Origin of the sequence: Bradyrhizobium sp. (assembly GCF_049581145.1) — a bacterium.
GTDB lineage: Bacteria > Pseudomonadota > Alphaproteobacteria > Rhizobiales > Xanthobacteraceae > Bradyrhizobium.
In genome coordinates this window covers 1-15,467 of record NZ_JBAURI010000735.1, presented here as the reverse complement: position 1 = coordinate 15,467, position 15,467 = coordinate 1, and the positions used below count along the sequence as shown (strand labels likewise).

Sequence of the window (15,467 nt, the reverse complement as noted above, 5' to 3'; positions counted from 1 at the left end):
CGCGTGGAGGTCTGCGTGACCGACGAGGCTGGCGCGAGCGGATGCGACGCCATTGAGTCCGATCCAGATAGTAGCGTTCGCCGTATGCCAACCGGCAGCGATCTCAACTCGATCGGAGCTTGGCCTGAGCGCCACCTGCTCGGAACACAATTGGGCCCGAACCGCAATGGGCGGAAGTGGTAACGATGCAAAACATGAGCGCAATCTGGCTTTATCCGATCATCCTCGCCGCAGGCGCTCTTCAGGCGTGGGGGCCGCCCATGAATAACGCGTTGCGCGGCGCGCTTGAGAATCCGTGGCTTGCCAGCCTCGTTTCCTTCCTGCCCATCGTCGCATTGCTGGCCTGTATCGCATTGTGTATCCCCCATCCTTTGCCCTCGGCCGAAGGGCTCGCCAGGATGCCCTGGTGGGCGCCGCTCGGCGGACTGATCGGCGCCTTCGCGGTCGTCGCCGGCTTGATGTTCGTCGGCACGGTCGGCGCTGGCGCATTTGCCGGCTTGACCATCACTGCCAACGTCCTGATGTCGCTCCTCATCGACAAGTTCGGCATGTTCGGCATGCCGGTCCACGAATTCAATTTCGGCCGCATCGCGGGCGCTTTGCTCATGGTCGCGGGCATCGCGCTCATCTCGAGATTCTAGGGCGGGGAGTGCGTCCATGCCCGCCAACAGGACTCGGCAAACAACAGCGCTTGCGCCTCTGCTGGCGCTGAACTTCTTCATGGCGGACATGCAGGCCGGCATTGGCCCGTTCCTGGGGGTATTCCTGCTCGCCCATGGCTGGCAGACCGGTTTGATCGGAACGGTGATGACGGCGGGCGGTATCGCCGGCATGTTGATGACGACACCGGCCGGCGCGCTGATCGACGCCACGCGGAGCAAGAAGCTGTTCGTCATTGTTCCCGGCATCTTCACGGTCGCCGCCTCCGGCATCGTGCTGTGGTCGCAGGAGTTCTGGCTGGTCGCGGCCTCCCAGGTCGCGACCGCCATCGCCGGCGCCGCGATCGGTCCCGCCGTCGCAGGCATCACGCTCGGGATTGTCCTCCAGGCCGGCTTCAATCGTCAGAACGGCCGCAACCAGGCTTTCAATCACGCCGGTAACATGGCCGGCGCCGGGCTCTCCGGCCTGCTCGGATGGCTCTACGGCTTCACAGCCGTGTTCTGGCTGGCGGCTGCCTTCGGCATTCTCTCCATCATTTCCGTGCTGATGATCCCAAGCGACTCAATCGAGGACGACGCCGCTCGCGGCCTCGAACGGCGCGGCGATAACGGAGGGCAGGCAAGTGGAGTGCAGGTGTTGGTGGAATCCAAGCCGCTGCTGATCCTCGCCGCGGCGCTGCTCTTCTTCCATCTGGGCAACGCGGCGATGCTCCCGCTCTATGACCTCGCCGTCGTTGCCGGCAAGCACGCCAACCCCGCGAGCTTCGTCGCCCTGACAATCATGATCGCGCAGGGCACAATGATCCTGACCGCGCTGATCGCGATGCGGATGGCGGAGAAGAAGGGCTATTGGCTCGTTCTACTGATATCGTTCATCGCTCTGCCGATCCGCGGCATCATCGCCGCATGGCTGCTCAATAAGTGGGGCGTCTATCCGGTTCAGCTTCTCGACGGCGTCGGCGCCGGATTGCAGAGCGTCGCGGTGCCGGGCTTGGTGGCACGAATTCTGGACGGCACCGGCCGCGTTAATGCTGGCCAGGGCGCCGTCATGACGGTTCAAGGTGTCGGCGCCGCGATCAGCCCTGCGATCGGCGGCTGGATCGCCCAAGAGTTCGGCTATCGCCCGATGTTTCTGATCCTCGGCGGCTTTGCGACCGTCTCTGTCGCCTTGTGGACCGCCTTCTCGCCATCGCTCAAGCCTGCCTGCGCCGGAAAGCCGGAGCGCACGCCGGGCGAGGCGGTCTCGGCCGCGGCCGGGATCGCCTGATGTTCACCGCAAACGCAGCCACTTGTGTCATTGCAGGCCTCGCGACATTCGGCGTGATCGCCCGTCCGTGGAACCTGCCGGAATACATCTGGGCCGTCACGGGTGCCGTACTGCTGGTCGCCCTCGACCTGTTGCCCTGGCGCGAGGCGATCGCCGCCGCAGGCAAAGGTGCCGATGTCTACTTCTTTCTGGTAGGCATGATGCTGCTTGCCGAGGTCGCCCGCAAGGAAGGCCTGTTCGACTGGCTTGCGGTTCAGGCCGTGAAGCGATCGAAACAATCGGCGTCGCGTCTTTTTGCGATCGTCTATGCCGTCGGCACGTTGGTGACAATCTTCCTGTCGAACGATGCTACCGCCGTGGTTCTCACGCCAGCCGTCTACGCAGCCACGCGCGCCGCCAAGGTCGAGCCACTGCCGCACCTATTCGTCTGTGCGTTCATCGCCAATGCCGCGAGCTTTGTCTTACCGATTTCCAACCCCGCGAACCTCGTCGTATTCGGCGGGCGGATGCCATCGCTGCTGGATTGGCTGCATTATTTCGCCCTGCCCTCCGTTGCCTCGATCGTCACCACCTTCGTCCTGCTCCGGATCAGCCAAAGCGACCGGCTAAAGGAGCGAGTGGACAGCAACGACGAAGCGGTGGCCTTGAGCCGCAGCGCGGCGATCATTGCAATTGGCATCGGCATCACAGGGGTCGTTCTCGTCGCCGCATCCGCAGTTGGCCGTGATCTCGGGTTGCCCACGTTCATATGCGGCGCGGTCGTCACCGCGATCGTGCTCCTGATCGCGCGCAAATCACCGGCGTCGATCTTGCGCGACGTTTCCTGGTCGGTTCTCCTCCTCGTGGCAGGATTGTTCATTTTGGTAGAAGGTCTCAATCATTCCGGTGCGCTACCCGCACTCGCCGATTTGCTGAAGGAAGCAAGTGCGGCTTCGCCTCGCGCGACCTTCTGGGGTGCAGGCATCGTCACGGCCATCGCCTCTAACCTGATCAACAACCTGCCAATGGGACTGATTGCGGCCACCACCACACAGGCGGCACAAGTCCAGCATTATATAACCGGCTCCACACTGATAGCCGTTGATCTCGGCCCCAATCTCTCGATCACGGGCTCACTTGCAACGATCCTATGGCTGATTGCGCTACGCCGGGAAGGCGAGGATGTGAGCGCGTTGCGCTTTCTGAAGGTCGGCGCCCTCGTGATGCCGCCGGCCTTACTTCTATCGATCCTGGTGCTTTCGCTGGTCGCACCTTAAACGACCCCATGGCATCGGAGCGGTTCTACCTTCGCGTCCGCGGTCGATCACGCCGTGCGTACTGCATCGAGGTCCATCACCATGCGGCGTGGATTGTCCTCTTACTTTAGCGTCTGGTCCAGGACTGCCGCAAATCCCTGCACCTTGAATGGTTCCTGAAGCAGGCGCGAAACCTTGGCCCCACGCAACGGATGGAGGATCAGGCATCAGCCGCCGGGCCATCCAGGGCGCGCAAGGCATCTCGCGAACAAGGTGATGGACGAGATTTCCAGGCAGTTCCTTGCCGAGACATATGGTCCTATTTCCGGGGGCGACTTCACCCGCCGTCGGCGGCGTTTCCGCAAGTATTGTCTAAGCCGCCGCCTCTGATCGCCGCTCCTGGCCAAGGCGTAGGATTCGAACTTCGCAAGCCGGAAATCAGACGCTCTCGCCTCTCCGAGAGAAGTGACAGAACCTCTTTCCGCTGGAGTTCATAGTAGCGCCAGACTGAAAATTCACGAGACGTACCGAATGGACGGATTCCAGAGCTTCGGAGAGAAACCGGCCTTTCGGAGAACGAAATATCAGTCCCTCCGAATCGGGCGTCCGCAGTTCGAACGAGACTCGCTGCTATTACTGGGCTTATTTGCCCGCGAAGAACACGCAGGCTGGGCAAGCAGACAGAGCACGAGGAACTGGAATCGAACCTCTCCGGGCGGCTTACTCATGTGCTTGCTCTGCCGCGAAGTTTACCAGCATAGTTTCTGGCGCGAATAACGCGCTATGGAAGATCGGACATGCGACCGACCGTTTTGCGCCAAAAAAGGCCGTTCCTACTGGTCGGGTTTTAACGGCTACCAGGTACTTTTCTGCACCTTGGTTTGCCGAAGCTCGCTGTCCATCGACTTAGCCGAACCCGGTCTTGCCCATGCATTACTCGATAATGCTCTCGATACGGATGGGGAGGCTGCGAACGCGTTTGCCGGCCGCGTGGTAAACCGCGTTCGCGATGGCAGCCTGGATACCTGCCGTGCCCAGCATGCCAATTCCCTTGACGCCGCTCGGCAATTGCAGGTCTGCTTCTTCAATCATCGCGATGTCGAACTCCGGCATGTCGGCATGGACCGGGATCAGGTAGTCGGCGAAGCCGTCGCCGACTATGTGGCCTGACACGCGATCCGTCGCCGTTCTCTCATGCAGCGCCATGCCTATGCCGCCGATCAAGCCGCCTACATACTGGCTCTTTGCCAGCAACGGATTGAGGATGCGACCCGCGGCAAAGGCGCCGCATACCCGGCGCACCCTGATCTCGCCGAGTTGGGCATCGACACCGACTTCAACGAATACCGCGCCGTAGCCCATGCTGCTCGTGGCCAATGACTGGTGTTGTGTCGCCGCGCTTTCTCCCTCCGCTTCCAGCCCCTCAGCCGCTCCGCGTGACAGCACATCCGTCAGCAACTCGCCGACATTGCCGGTCCGACTTCGGATCATTCCGTCCTGAAATTCCAAGTCCTCTACCCGTTGGCCGGCGAGCGGCGACCGCTCGTCGGTCACGGCCATGTTCGCCAGCGTCGCGCGGAGTCTGGTCATCGCCAGTTCGACTGCGGGCGCGAGGCTCGCGGTCACCTGGGAGCCTCCGGAAAACGGCCCCTCCGGCAACAACGTATCGCCGAGTTCGACCGTCACCTGCGAAGCGGGAACGCCGAGGGCAGAAGCCGCCATCTGGCCGAGCGCCGTGTAGGTGCCCGAGCCCATATCCTGTGTGCCGCATTGAACGCACAACGATGTGTCCGCCGCCAACTTGACGCGGACCCTGCAGGCCTGACGGATCGCCGGATAAAGCGTGCTCGCCATGCCCCAACCGATCCGCCAATGTCCGTCGGTGGCGACGCCCTGCGCCGGCCTCTGCGACCAGCCGAACCGTTCGGCGCCGACGCGATAGCATTCAAGCAGGCTGTTGCTGCTCCACGGGCGCCCCGCTTCCTGATCATGATCGGCAAAGTTACGCGCGCGCAGTTCAATCGGGTCGATCCCCAGCCGTTTGGCCGCTTCATCGAAGGCGGATTCGAGCGCAAACGTTCCCGGCGCCGTTCCTGGCGCACGCATTGGGACGGGCTGGGGCTCATTGGTGCGGACGAGTCGGTGCGTCGTCGTGACATTGGGGCACCCATACAAAAGGCGCGAATAGACCGCGGTGGAGTCAGAGTAATCGGCGTGGGTTGAGGTTTGCGCGAGCACGTGATGTTCGATGCCCGTGAGACGGCCGTCGGCGCTAAACCCCAGCCTCATATCCTGCACCGTCTCCTGGCGCCGCCCGACCAGGCTGAACAACTGCGCGCGCGTCAATTCCAGCCGCACCGGATGGCCCGTTTTCCGGGAGGCCAGCATCGCCCAGAACATCCATGGCCACCACAGCTGCCCCTTGCAACCGAAGCCGCCGCCGAGGAACCGCGAGATGACGCGGATATCTGATACCGGCATCCGGAAAGCATGCGAGATCATGGCGCGGGTGCTGAAGATGGCCTGGGTCGACGTGTGCACCACGGCCTTGCCGCCCTCCCACCAGCAGACAACGGCGTGCGGCTCCATAGGGTGATGATTGTTGACGGCAGTGTCGTATCGGTGTCGGACGACGAGATCGGCCTCAGCCAGCGCCTTCGATGCGTCGCCACGATGCGTCTCGGCCGGAAAGCGTCCGACCATGGCCGGTGCAAATGACTTGTCGAGTGCCTGCGCCAGCGCCGTCACCGCTGGACGCGCCTCGAGGCCAACCTGGATCGCATGTGCGGCTTCTCTCGCCTCCTGCAGGCTGCTTGCTGCAACCAGCGCGACAGGCTGGCCCGCGAAATGAACGGTGCGTTCGCGGATCAGGGCCGTGGTGGGAGAGGCCTGCAACACCTCAGTATCCGCGTGGGAGACCATCGCCGCGAAGCCGGGAAGATCAATAGCCTGCGTCGCGTCGACCGATAACACATCGCCGCAACTGATCGGCGCCTGCACGAGGGCAGCGTGCAACAGGCCGGCCGCGGGAACTTCTGCCTCATAGACGGCGCTGCCGGTAACCTTTAGCGCTGCCTCGTAGCGCAAGACAGAATGGGTGCTCATGGCTGGCTCCCCAGGGTTTGCAAGGCACGGATGACAGCGTTGCGCAGCAATGCGACCTTGAATCCGTTATCGGCGAGCGGCCGGGCGTGCTCGACGGCCATGTCGCCGGCGGCGGCGATGGTTTGGGCGTCCAATGCGCGGCCGGCCAATGCTGCTTCAGTCCGCTCGAGCCGCCACGGCAATGGCGCTACGCCACCGGCGGCCAATCTCGCTCCGACGATCGCGCCGTTCTCGATCTGCAATGCCGCCGCCACCGACACGATAGCAAATTCAAATGACGCGCGATCCCGAACCTTGAGATAAGTCGAGCAGCCAGCAAAGCGAGTTGCGTTCGGCACGCGAACGCCGGTGATGAGCTCACCCGGTGCCAGGTTTGTTTCATGCTCCGGCGTCTCACCGGGTAGCCTGTAGAGATCGCGCAGCGAGACGCGCCGCTCGCCATCCGACCCGAACACCTCAACCTCGGCGTCTAGTGCCGCCAGCGCAACGGCCAAGTCCGAGGCGTGTGTCGCGACGCATAACGGGCTTGTACCGAACAGAGCTGACTGGCGATGCTGGCCGGAAAGCGCACCACATCCGCTGCCCGGCTTTCGCTTGTTACAGGCAAGCTGTTCGTTGCGAAAATACGGGCAACGCGTTCGCTGCAATAGATTGCCGCCGACCGTCGCCATATTGCGTATCTGCCCGCTGGCGCTGGCCAGGATCGCCTCTGCGATCAACGAATGATATCGCATCACGTCGGGATGGGTCGCCACATCGCTGAGCCGGGCAAGGGCACCCAGCGATAGTTGTCCGTCGATGAATTCCACGTCGCACAACGGCAGGCGCGAGATGTCCACCACCGCCGCGGGCGTCATTGCCCCGGACTTCCACAGCTGAAGCAAGTCGGTTCCGCCTGCCAGGAACGCGGTACCCGGTTTCGACGCCCGAATCCGGGCGTCGTAAACGTCGGCAGCGCGGCTGTATTGAAACGAATGTCCGCTCATAGCCCGGCCACCTCGGCGAGCGCCGCCACGATGTTCGGATAGGCGCCGCATCGGCAGAGGTTGCCGCTCATACCCTCGCGGATCGCCGCGAGATTGGCGGGCTTTTCTTCGAGCAGCGCCAATCCGGACATGATTTGCCCTGGCGTGCAATAGCCGCATTGCAGCGCATCGTGCCGAATAAAAGCGGCTTGCAGCGGGTGCAACTGGTCCGCTGTTCCGACGCCTTCGATCGTGGTGATCGAGCGGCCGTCACAGGAAGCCGCAAGCGCCAGACAGGATTTTATCCGACGGCCCTCCGCCAGCACGGTGCATGCACCGCACGCTCCCATGTCACAGCCTTTCTTGGTGCCGGTCATGCTGAGCTTGTCCCGGAGAACGTCCAGCAGCGTATCGCAGGCTGCAGCCGGGAATTCGTGATCGCGGCCGTTGATCTTGAGCGAAATGCGGATGGACGAACCAGGCGACATGGAGTTCTCCTGAATTGCCTTGCCGGAATGGAAGCTGGTCGTCCCGCCGTGGCAAGTCCGGCTGGAAAGCCCGTGCAGGAGTCGGTTGATGCATCTGCCATTTCTTCATAATCACGGATTGCGCGTCGCGGGAGGACTAGTACTATCCTAGGATTGTGAGTACCTGCATTCAGGAAACAAGGCCATGTCAGACCCCAGTCGAAGCGAGTTCGGTAACTTCCTCCGTTCTCGGCGCGCCAAACTCAACCCCAAATCGGTTGGCCTTCCCGACGGGCGCAGACGTCGCGCTCCAGGCCTTCGGCGCGAGGAAGTCGCCGAACTGGCCGGGATCGGCGTCGATTGGTACATCAGGCTGGAACAGGGGCGGGCAGTCAGTCCGTCGGTCACCACGATTGACGCACTGGCGCGTGCGCTGCGCCTCAGCAAAGTCGAGCATGCGCATCTGCGCGCGCTGGCATCGGGGACCAATCGTCGCGCCTTCACCCGGGAAATCGTTCCCGCGGCCCTTCGGAACCTGGTCGAGTGCCTCAATCAACCGGCTTACATCACGGGCCGACGGTGGGATGTCCTTGCGTGGAACAATGCTGCCGCCGACATCTTTGGCTTCGACCGCCTGGCGCAAGACGATTGCAACATCCTCATCTGCGTATTGCTCTATCCGGGGTCGCGCCGGCTGTTTGGATCAAGCTGGGCCGAGGAGGCCAAGCGAATCGTCGCACAGTTCCGTGCGACTCACGATCTCTGGGCCGGAGATCCAGCATTCGTCGCGTTGCTGAGCCGCCTTCGCGACGGCAGTCCGGAATTTGCGGAATGGTGGGAAGCCCATGATATCCGGGGCGGCGCCGGCGGCGTCAAGCGCTTGCGACATCCCAAGAAGGGTCTGCTGCGTTTCGCCCATGCAAGCTTCCAGGCCAATGACGACCCTGACCTGAAGCTCATCATCTATTCGCCGGCCTGAATGGTATTGCGGCCCGCCAATCCAAGCATCCAGCATAATTTTTCACGACGTCGCGTGTGTGAACGTCCCCCTTTGCGCCAACAAACGGTCGTTCGCGGATCGAGGCGTTATGGAAGAACCAGGCCGGTGGCCGAGCCGCAGCCCCAATGGTCCCTCGCGGATCCACCGCCTGCGGCACGAGACCCGCGAATGTTGTATAGGATCTGGCAAGATAGCTCCGCAGCGGCAAGGTGCTGCAATGCTGGTGCCATCAGATGGAAAGGCCCATGTTGAAGCTCGAACAGCACGAGGCATCGAACGTCACCATCCCAGCGCTTCGCCAGGGCGTTCCGAAACGAATCGTCGTTGAAGCTATCCAGCTGATCTGGCCCTCTTGACGGGCAGGAAAGACAAGGCCGCGGACCGACACCGATAGCCTTGGCGGTCCGCGCGCACCCCGCATGATCCGGAAGGCCCGGTGTCGTATCCCTCACGACACGACACTTAGCGGCAGACCAACCAACCGCCCCTGGCATCTATCTCAACGCCGACGTACCTCGATAGCAAAATAAATCCTCATACCCATGTTCGTGCCACGTTTCGAGCGGATGTTCGTAGCGCGGGTAGAAAAGCAAACCAAAACAAACGAGTCGGAGGAAACTGTCATGACAACGAAGTTGGCAAGTGCCGTCTGTGCTCTCTCGCTCGTCTTCTGCGGCTCGGCCGCAACCGTTGATCGCGCGTCGGCGCAAGCCCCATCGGTCCCCGCGCCACCGCTCGCCGGTCCACCATCGCCTGAACAAGTGCAGCCGTGGGGCGTGCCGCCACCGCCGCCGGGCATCGGGCCGGTCTCCTTGTTCGCGGATGTCCATGATCAACCGCAGGGCAAGTTTCTTGAGGGTGGAGCTTTCGACAAGGCAGGCAACTTCTGGTTCGTCGCAATTGGCAGTGGCTGGGTGTCGTACCTAACTCCCGATGCCAAGCTGGTTCCCGTGTTCAATTGTAACCCGAAAGATGACCTCGGGCCAGCCTGCGAGCCGCAGGGCACGCGCTGGCACGACGGCAAGCTTTACGTCACGACGCGCCACCTCGGCGTGCTGATCTATGATCCGGAGACGAAGAAACTAAGCTCGCTCGTTTCAACGTTTCATAACGAACTCTTCAAGGGTCCGAATGACCTCGACTTCGACGCCGAGGGCAATTTGTATTTCACCGACCCATGGGGAACAGGACCCGGACCCGATGCGGCGGATCGGACTGGCGCCGTCTATCAATATTCCAAGGACAGGATCCTCCGGCGCCTCATCACCACCGGCAGTTTTCCAAACGGCATAGCAGTTTCGCCGGATGACGGCACACTGGCTGTTGCCGATTATGCGAGCAACCGGATGCTCTATTATTCGTTCCTCCAAGGCCCGAATCCCGCCTGCGCCGACTGCGCCAAGGATCCGTCGCACACGACATTCTTCTTTGCCACGGCCGGGAGCTACAATCCCGGCAACGGCGGACCCGACGGCATCCACTATGACGTGCACGGGAATCTCTGGGCGGCGTGCGGCATCGGCGGAGTCATCGAGTATGATCCGCGAGGCTTCATCATCGGCTATGTGCCATTGCCGAATGGTGATTCCTCGGCCACGAACTTTGCCTTTGGCGGCGAGAACAACCAGTACATCTACATGGAAGGCGCCGTCAGCGGAACCATCTACAAGTTCAAGGCGCCCTACCCCGGCCTGATTGGGCCCGATGGCGTGCGGCTGGCAGCGCAACCCTGACTTCGACAGGACGCTGCGGCGATGCGCAAGATCGGCGCGCATCGCCGCTCAGGCAGCTAAAGACGACCGCCGAATTACTTCTTGTCCGGCGCCTAAGCGTCGGCGTTGTTCGGGTCGGGCTTGTTGGTCTCATGATCCCCGATCACGCACCCCGCGGCGGCGCCGGCCATGCCGTGACCGGCGACGCCGCCAACGACCGCGCTCTTGATGCAACGCTTACCATCAGCATTCCCGCCGAAGGCCAGCGACAGCACGGCTACACCCGCGGCTGCAGGAGTCCATTTCATAACGTCTCTGCAATTCCATGTTGGCGCGCACACGCGACTTTCCACAATCCAGGGCCACCGACCTGGGATCGAGATACATGCTGGCGAGAATGAGTTTCCCGTGACGAAGGCGTCGTTGTCGACAAGCTATTGAAGTTGCATCGTTTCAATGGCTTTTAGCCAGTTGGCGCGCGAGGTTTTGAAGCGAATTTCTGTAACGAATGGATGCAACGGCTCCATCGAAAATTGCGACGAGGTGTTGCAACGCAAGGCCACACGGTCGAACGAGTTCGATTTGCCAACACGGTATGGCGGCAATGGGAGGTCATCGCCTCGATGGTCGCGTGCTTGATTGCAAGATCGAGTGGCGTCCGGCAGGCAAAAGGACCACCGGCTTATTGCTGTTCCGAGACCGCGGGACCAGCGGTCGCCGATGGGCTTGGCAAGATGGTCAGTCGCCGGCGAGGGTCTGGGCCTTCTTGAGTTGGGCCTCCGTGATCGGAATCATCTTGATGGCCAACGCCTTGAGCTTGGAGTTATCGCCGAGCAACATGTAGTCGGCATAGAGGGTCAAGGTATTGGAATGGATCTCGCCTTGATCGGCGACAAAGGCCTTATCGAAGTCCGCACCGGACTTGTCCTGGAGGGCCGTGACACGCGCCTGGTGAGTGCGGTCGAGCGCGGTGGCGAGTGTTGCGCCCGACCCGTCGGTCGCGGGCTGAAGTTCCGCTTGCGCCTTCTGGTGATCTTCGACGAGCTGTTGCGCGAAAGCCTTCACCTCGGGATCGCCGGCCCGGCTGATCGCAAGCTCGGATTCCGCGATGGCGAAGAGATTGCCGACCGAGGCTCGGGTCACGAAGTCGATCTCGGCCTTGGCGTCCCTTGCCCGCGCCGGCGCCGCCAACAGCACAAAACCCATCGCGCATATTGAAAACAACCTGGTCACGCTGTGTTTTCCCTGTGCCTGTGGAGCGAGGCGCGCTACGGCGCACCGGTGCTCCGATTCCAGCATGGTGACAAAATCAGGCTCCAATATCTAAGGCGGCGGCACCTTCACCGTCAGTTGGATCGCGGCATAATAAGCCGTCACGTCGGCGATATCGGCATCCTTGAGCGGCTTGGCGATCGTGTTCATGATGTCGTTCTTGCGCTCGCCGCTACGATACGCGCCGAGGGCCGCGATCATATAATCCTGTCCCTGCCCCGCGAGATTGGGCGCACCGGGCAACTTGGAAACGCCGTCCTTGCCATGGCAGCTCTGGCATTGCAGCGTCCTGATCTTCTGGGCACCGGCCTTGATGTCGCCGTCAGCCATTGCCGAGCCGCATGACAGGCCAAGCGCCAAGATCACCAACATCGAGCCTAGACCGACCGGGCTCGGACCGCACGAACGAAACATGCATCACCTCATTGGGAGGCCCTTCGCGCTTACGCACGAAGGGCCTTGGACTTACTTGCCTTGGACTTACTTGCCGTAGGTGATCCTGTAGACCGCGCCGGCGAAATCGTCGGAGACGAGCAGCGAGCCGTCGCGCAACTGGGCGAGAGCAACCGGCCGGCCGTCATATTCGCCGTCGCTGTTCAGCCAGCCCTCAGCAAAGGGCTTCGAGCCTTCCGGCGCCGTGCCGTCCTCCTTGACCTTGGTGATCATCACGCGCGCGCCGACCGGAGTGGTGCGGTTCCAGGAGCCGTGCTGGGCCGAGAAGATCGCGCCCTGATATTCCTTGGGGAACATCTTGCCGGTATAGACCAGCAATCCGAGGTCGGCGGCATGTGCCGTCTCCTCGACAACAGGGAATACGACATCGGCAGGCGGCGTCTGATTCTTGTATTCATTGGTCCGCACGTGACCGCCGCCATACCAGGGGAAGCCAAAATTCTCCCCCATCTTGGTGGCATGATTGATTTCGCCGGGCGGGATGTCGTCACCCATGCCATCCACCTGGTTATCGGTGAACCACAAGGTCTTGTCCTTGGCGAAGTCGAGGCCGACCGAATTACGCAGACCGTGCGCGAAGATCTCCCGCCCGGAGCCGTCCTGGTTCATGCGGATGATGCTGCCAAGCCCGGCCTTGTAGTACATGTCGTACTTGTCGGGCGCGTAAACATTATAGGGCTGCCCGATCGTGATGTAGAGCTTGTTGTCCGGGCCGACCACGCAGGCGCGGGCGGAATGATTGAAGCTCTCCTCCGAGGGAGGAATGAGCTCGCCCTGCTTGACGATCGGGCTGACGGCGACATCAGGAGTCTCATAGAAGAATTCGGCTGCCGGAAACTGCAGCACGCGATTCTGCTCGGCCACATAAAGGAAGCCGTCCTTCGAGAAACAGATGCCATTCGGATTCTTGAACTCGACTGTCGGCGCGAATTCCTTGACCTCCGTTGCATGACCAGACCGGCTGCGGTCGGTCAACGCATAGACCTTGTTCTTGCGGGTGCTGACGAAAGTCACCACGCCCTGCGGGCCGACCGCGATCATGCGCGCATCGGGCACCTGGGCGTAGAGGCTGATATGAAAGTCCGGCGGCAGCTTGATGCGCGACAGGGTCTTCTCGATCTCGGCGGCCTTCTGCGGATCCTGCGGAACAACGGGAATGGTGTTCATCGCGCCGGTGGACTTGAAGTCCTGGAGCTTGTCCATATTGGCGGTATCGCTCGCCGCCGGCGCCGGTTCGGGCGTTTTGGGCGCCTCCGCGTTCTGGGCGCGAGCGAGGGTCGAGGCGGTCAGAACTGTGCACAAGGCAGCAGCGGCTGTGAATGTCGTCTTCATGAATCCTCCCTTCCCGAGAGCTGTTTTCTCTCTCTGGGTCACCCACCATAGCCGCGAACCGGATTTTGATCCATAGCGACGCTCTCATGCATTATGATAACGAAAGCAGCCACGCAGCCGATTGAACGCCTGCCTCCTGAACAACTAAAATTGAAGTTGGTGAAAAGCGCCGGCCTGGCGCACGGTAAGCAGCCAAAAGAGGAGAGTAGCATGTCTTCCGTCATTGAATTCGCGCGACGGTCGAAAGTCGTGGCATTTGCCCGCGCGGCAGTGCTTGCGGCCGCGATCGGCGCGATTGCGCCGACAGCGCACGCCGCAGGCAAGGTCAACGTGCTCTATGCGGGCTCGCTGGTCAATCTGATGGAGCACGGCATCGGACCGGCCTTCGACAAGGCGAGCGGTGACACGTTCCAGGGGTTTGCCGGTGGCTCAAACAAAGTCGCCAACGAGATCAAGGGAAAGCTGCGCCAGGGCGACATCTTCGTCAGCGCCAACCCCAAGGTCAACGACGACCTGATGGGAGAGGCGAACGGCAATTGGGTGAGCTGGTACGTCACCTTCGCCCAGTCGCCGCTGGTGATCGGTTATAGTCCGTCAAGCAAATTCGCGGCCGATTTCAAATCGAAGCCATGGTACGAGGTTCTGGAAGAGCCCGGCATCAGGATCGGTCGGACCGATCCGAAGCTCGATCCCAAGGGGGCGCTGACGGTGAAGCTGATGAGCGCCGCGGAAACCTTCTACAAGAGCTCAGGTCTATCACAGAAGATCATTGGCGCGCCGGACAATCCGGAGCAGGTGCTGCCCGAGGAGACGCTGGTCGGCCGGCTGCAGTCGGGCCAGCTCGACGTCGGGTTCTTCTATTCGACGGAGACTGCCGATGCCAAGATACCGGCGGTCACGCTGCCGCAGGAGATCGCGCCCAAGGCAGTCTACACCGCCACCATTCTGCACAACGCGCCGAATGCAGCCGGCGCCGACCAGTTTCTGGGCTTTTTCCTCGGGCCGGACGGCAGGAAGATCATGCAGGAGCATGGGCTCGACGTGCAAAGACTGTCAGTTGCGGGAGACGCCAGTGGCTTGCCGCAGCACGTCAAAATGCTGCTCGATCAGAGCAAGTGAGAAGCCAGAGCAACACGCCAAGATGACGAATCAACCGATCTCCCAACTGCTCTTGCGTGCGTTCCTTTAGGTGATACGTCGCGCTCCTTCGCTCTTGCCCTGGCTTGGCGGCCTGCTCGCGCTCTATCTGATCGCTCCGCTCGTTGCGGGTCTGCAGCAGATCGGCCTGGCCGATTGGAGCACCGTCGACGGCGCTGCGCTCGCCCGCGCCTGCCTGGTATCGATAGCGAGTGCGACATCGGCGACGCTTCTTGTCGCACTCGGCGGTGTCCCGCTTGCCTATGTGCTGGCGCGGATGCCGGGGCGCGCCATGGGCCTTCTCGGCTTTCTGGTCCAGCTTCCACTCGCCTTGCCGCCGCTGGCGAGCGGCGTACTGCTGCTGTTTCTGGTCGGCTACAGCACGCCGATCGGCCGGCTGACCGGTGGCGCCCTCACCGACACATTTGCCGGCATCGTCCTCGCGGAAGTGTTCGTCGCTGCGCCGTTTCTCATCATCGCCGCGCGTTCCGCGTTCGCCGCCATGGATCCGGGGCTCGAAGGTGTCGCGGCAACACTCGGTCGCGCTCCGCTCTTCGTGTTCATCCGCGTCAGCCTGCCGGTGGCGCGATCTGCCATCCTGTCGGGACTGCTGCTCACGTGGCTGCGCGCTTTCGGCGAATTCGGCGCCACGGTGATGGTCGCCTATCATCCCTATTCCCTGCCGGTCTACACCTACGTTGCCTTCGGCGCGCAAGGGCTGCCGGCCATGCTGCCGGTCTTGATACCAACGCTGCTTCTTGCCGTCGCTGTCATGGCGATGAGCACGCTCGTCACTCGGCGCGTCTGGGAAAAACCGGCGGCGTCACCGGCCGCCTCCCTGGCCGACACCAGTCGGTTTGCGA

At 62.0% G+C, this 15,467-nt stretch carries 14 protein-coding genes and 1 pseudogene; 8 read left to right on the top strand and 7 right to left on the bottom strand.

Annotated features, from left to right (window positions below; genetic code table 11):
* From WCB02_RS24135 to WCB02_RS24120, 4 genes and pseudogenes are all read left to right on the top strand, one after another.
* Positions 1 to 183: pseudogene (locus WCB02_RS24135) on the top strand (metallophosphoesterase); the annotation flags it as partial.
* An 11-nt stretch (positions 184 to 194) separates the two neighbouring features.
* Positions 195 to 641, top strand: coding sequence for a DMT family transporter (locus WCB02_RS24130; RefSeq protein ID WP_423962110.1), 447 nt, complete (start codon positions 195 to 197; stop codon positions 639 to 641).
* A gap of 16 nt (positions 642 to 657) precedes the next feature.
* The gene (locus WCB02_RS24125; RefSeq protein ID WP_423962109.1) at positions 658 to 1,926 is read left to right on the top strand and encodes an MFS transporter; all 1,269 of its coding nucleotides are present in this window, start codon (positions 658 to 660) and stop codon (positions 1,924 to 1,926) included.
* Positions 1,926 to 3,182, top strand: a complete 1,257-nt coding sequence (locus tag WCB02_RS24120) for an arsenic transporter (RefSeq protein WP_423962108.1) — start codon at positions 1,926 to 1,928, stop codon at positions 3,180 to 3,182. Before WCB02_RS24125 ends, WCB02_RS24120 begins: the two co-directional genes overlap by 1 nt.
* Positions 3,183 to 4,094: 912 nt before the next feature.
* On the opposite strand, the gene WCB02_RS24115 is transcribed toward WCB02_RS24120, so the two are convergent.
* The 3 genes from WCB02_RS24115 to WCB02_RS24105 are packed head-to-tail and all read right to left on the bottom strand — an operon-like array spanning position 4,095 to position 7,719.
* Positions 4,095 to 6,266 (bottom strand): xanthine dehydrogenase family protein molybdopterin-binding subunit, encoded by a 2,172-nt coding sequence (locus tag WCB02_RS24115; RefSeq protein ID WP_423962106.1) that lies wholly within the window; start codon positions 6,264 to 6,266, stop codon positions 4,095 to 4,097.
* Positions 6,263 to 7,252 carry an FAD binding domain-containing protein gene (locus tag WCB02_RS24110; RefSeq protein ID WP_423962103.1) on the bottom strand — a complete coding sequence of 330 codons (990 nt, stop codon included), beginning with the start codon at positions 7,250 to 7,252 and terminating at the stop codon, positions 6,263 to 6,265. The genes WCB02_RS24115 and WCB02_RS24110 overlap by 4 nt, the downstream gene beginning before the upstream one ends.
* Positions 7,249 to 7,719 carry a (2Fe-2S)-binding protein gene (locus tag WCB02_RS24105; RefSeq protein WP_423962101.1) on the bottom strand — a complete coding sequence of 157 codons (471 nt, stop codon included), beginning with the start codon at positions 7,717 to 7,719 and terminating at the stop codon, positions 7,249 to 7,251. The genes WCB02_RS24110 and WCB02_RS24105 overlap by 4 nt, the downstream gene beginning before the upstream one ends.
* Before the next feature lie 184 nt (positions 7,720 to 7,903).
* On the opposite strand from WCB02_RS24105, the gene WCB02_RS24100 reads away from it, so the two are divergent.
* Both WCB02_RS24100 and WCB02_RS24095 read left to right on the top strand, forming a co-directional pair.
* Entirely contained in the window at positions 7,904 to 8,677 is a 774-nt protein-coding gene (locus WCB02_RS24100) for a helix-turn-helix transcriptional regulator (RefSeq protein WP_423962099.1), read from the top strand.
* Between the two features lie 563 nt (positions 8,678 to 9,240).
* Positions 9,241 to 10,431, top strand: coding sequence for an SMP-30/gluconolactonase/LRE family protein (locus WCB02_RS24095; RefSeq protein WP_423962098.1), 1,191 nt, complete (start codon positions 9,241 to 9,243; stop codon positions 10,429 to 10,431).
* A gap of 92 nt (positions 10,432 to 10,523) precedes the next feature.
* Here the strand turns inward: WCB02_RS24095 and WCB02_RS24090 are convergent, their stop codons facing one another.
* From WCB02_RS24090 to WCB02_RS24075, 4 genes are all read right to left on the bottom strand, one after another.
* Positions 10,524 to 10,685, bottom strand: coding sequence for a hypothetical protein (locus tag WCB02_RS24090; protein WP_423962096.1), 162 nt, complete (start codon positions 10,683 to 10,685; stop codon positions 10,524 to 10,526).
* A gap of 463 nt (positions 10,686 to 11,148) precedes the next feature.
* The gene (locus WCB02_RS24085) at positions 11,149 to 11,643 is read right to left on the bottom strand and encodes a DUF4142 domain-containing protein (RefSeq protein WP_423962095.1); all 495 of its coding nucleotides are present in this window, start codon (positions 11,641 to 11,643) and stop codon (positions 11,149 to 11,151) included.
* A 90-nt stretch (positions 11,644 to 11,733) separates the two neighbouring features.
* Positions 11,734 to 12,012, bottom strand: a complete 279-nt coding sequence (locus tag WCB02_RS24080; protein ID WP_423962092.1) for a c-type cytochrome — start codon at positions 12,010 to 12,012, stop codon at positions 11,734 to 11,736.
* A 150-nt stretch (positions 12,013 to 12,162) separates the two neighbouring features.
* Entirely contained in the window at positions 12,163 to 13,467 is a 1,305-nt protein-coding gene (locus tag WCB02_RS24075; RefSeq protein WP_423962091.1) for a PQQ-dependent sugar dehydrogenase, read from the bottom strand.
* A gap of 210 nt (positions 13,468 to 13,677) precedes the next feature.
* Here WCB02_RS24075 and WCB02_RS24070 point away from each other — a divergent pair, with 210 nt between their 5' ends.
* Together WCB02_RS24070 and WCB02_RS24065 are read left to right on the top strand one after the other, a co-directional pair.
* Positions 13,678 to 14,586: an extracellular solute-binding protein gene (locus WCB02_RS24070; protein ID WP_423962090.1), complete on the top strand. Its 909-nt coding sequence runs from the start codon at positions 13,678 to 13,680 to the stop codon at positions 14,584 to 14,586.
* 70 nt (positions 14,587 to 14,656) lie between these two features.
* Positions 14,657 to 15,467, top strand: an 811-nt coding sequence (locus WCB02_RS24065; RefSeq protein WP_423962089.1) for a molybdate ABC transporter permease subunit, incomplete at its 3' end; no start/stop codon positions are given.

Bases quoted from the DNA above. Each gene is read 5' to 3' on its own strand.
- WCB02_RS24130 (WP_423962110.1), top strand. From the start codon at position 195: ATGAGCGCAATCTGGCTTTATCCGATCATCCTCGCCGCAGGCGCTCTT.
- WCB02_RS24125 (WP_423962109.1), top strand. From the start codon at position 658: ATGCCCGCCAACAGGACTCGGCAAACAACAGCGCTTGCGCCTCTGCTG.
- WCB02_RS24120 (WP_423962108.1), top strand. From the start codon at position 1,926: ATGTTCACCGCAAACGCAGCCACTTGTGTCATTGCAGGCCTCGCGACA.
- WCB02_RS24115 (WP_423962106.1), bottom strand. From the start codon at position 6,266: ATGAGCACCCATTCTGTCTTGCGCTACGAGGCAGCGCTAAAGGTTACC.
- WCB02_RS24110 (WP_423962103.1), bottom strand. From the start codon at position 7,252: ATGAGCGGACATTCGTTTCAATACAGCCGCGCTGCCGACGTTTACGAC.
- WCB02_RS24105 (WP_423962101.1), bottom strand. From the start codon at position 7,719: ATGTCGCCTGGTTCGTCCATCCGCATTTCGCTCAAGATCAACGGCCGC.
- WCB02_RS24100 (WP_423962099.1), top strand. From the start codon at position 7,904: ATGTCAGACCCCAGTCGAAGCGAGTTCGGTAACTTCCTCCGTTCTCGG.
- WCB02_RS24095 (WP_423962098.1), top strand. From the start codon at position 9,241: ATGTTCGTGCCACGTTTCGAGCGGATGTTCGTAGCGCGGGTAGAAAAG.
- WCB02_RS24080 (WP_423962092.1), bottom strand. From the start codon at position 12,012: ATGGCTGACGGCGACATCAAGGCCGGTGCCCAGAAGATCAGGACGCTG.
- WCB02_RS24075 (WP_423962091.1), bottom strand. From the start codon at position 13,467: ATGAAGACGACATTCACAGCCGCTGCTGCCTTGTGCACAGTTCTGACC.
- WCB02_RS24070 (WP_423962090.1), top strand. From the start codon at position 13,678: ATGTCTTCCGTCATTGAATTCGCGCGACGGTCGAAAGTCGTGGCATTT.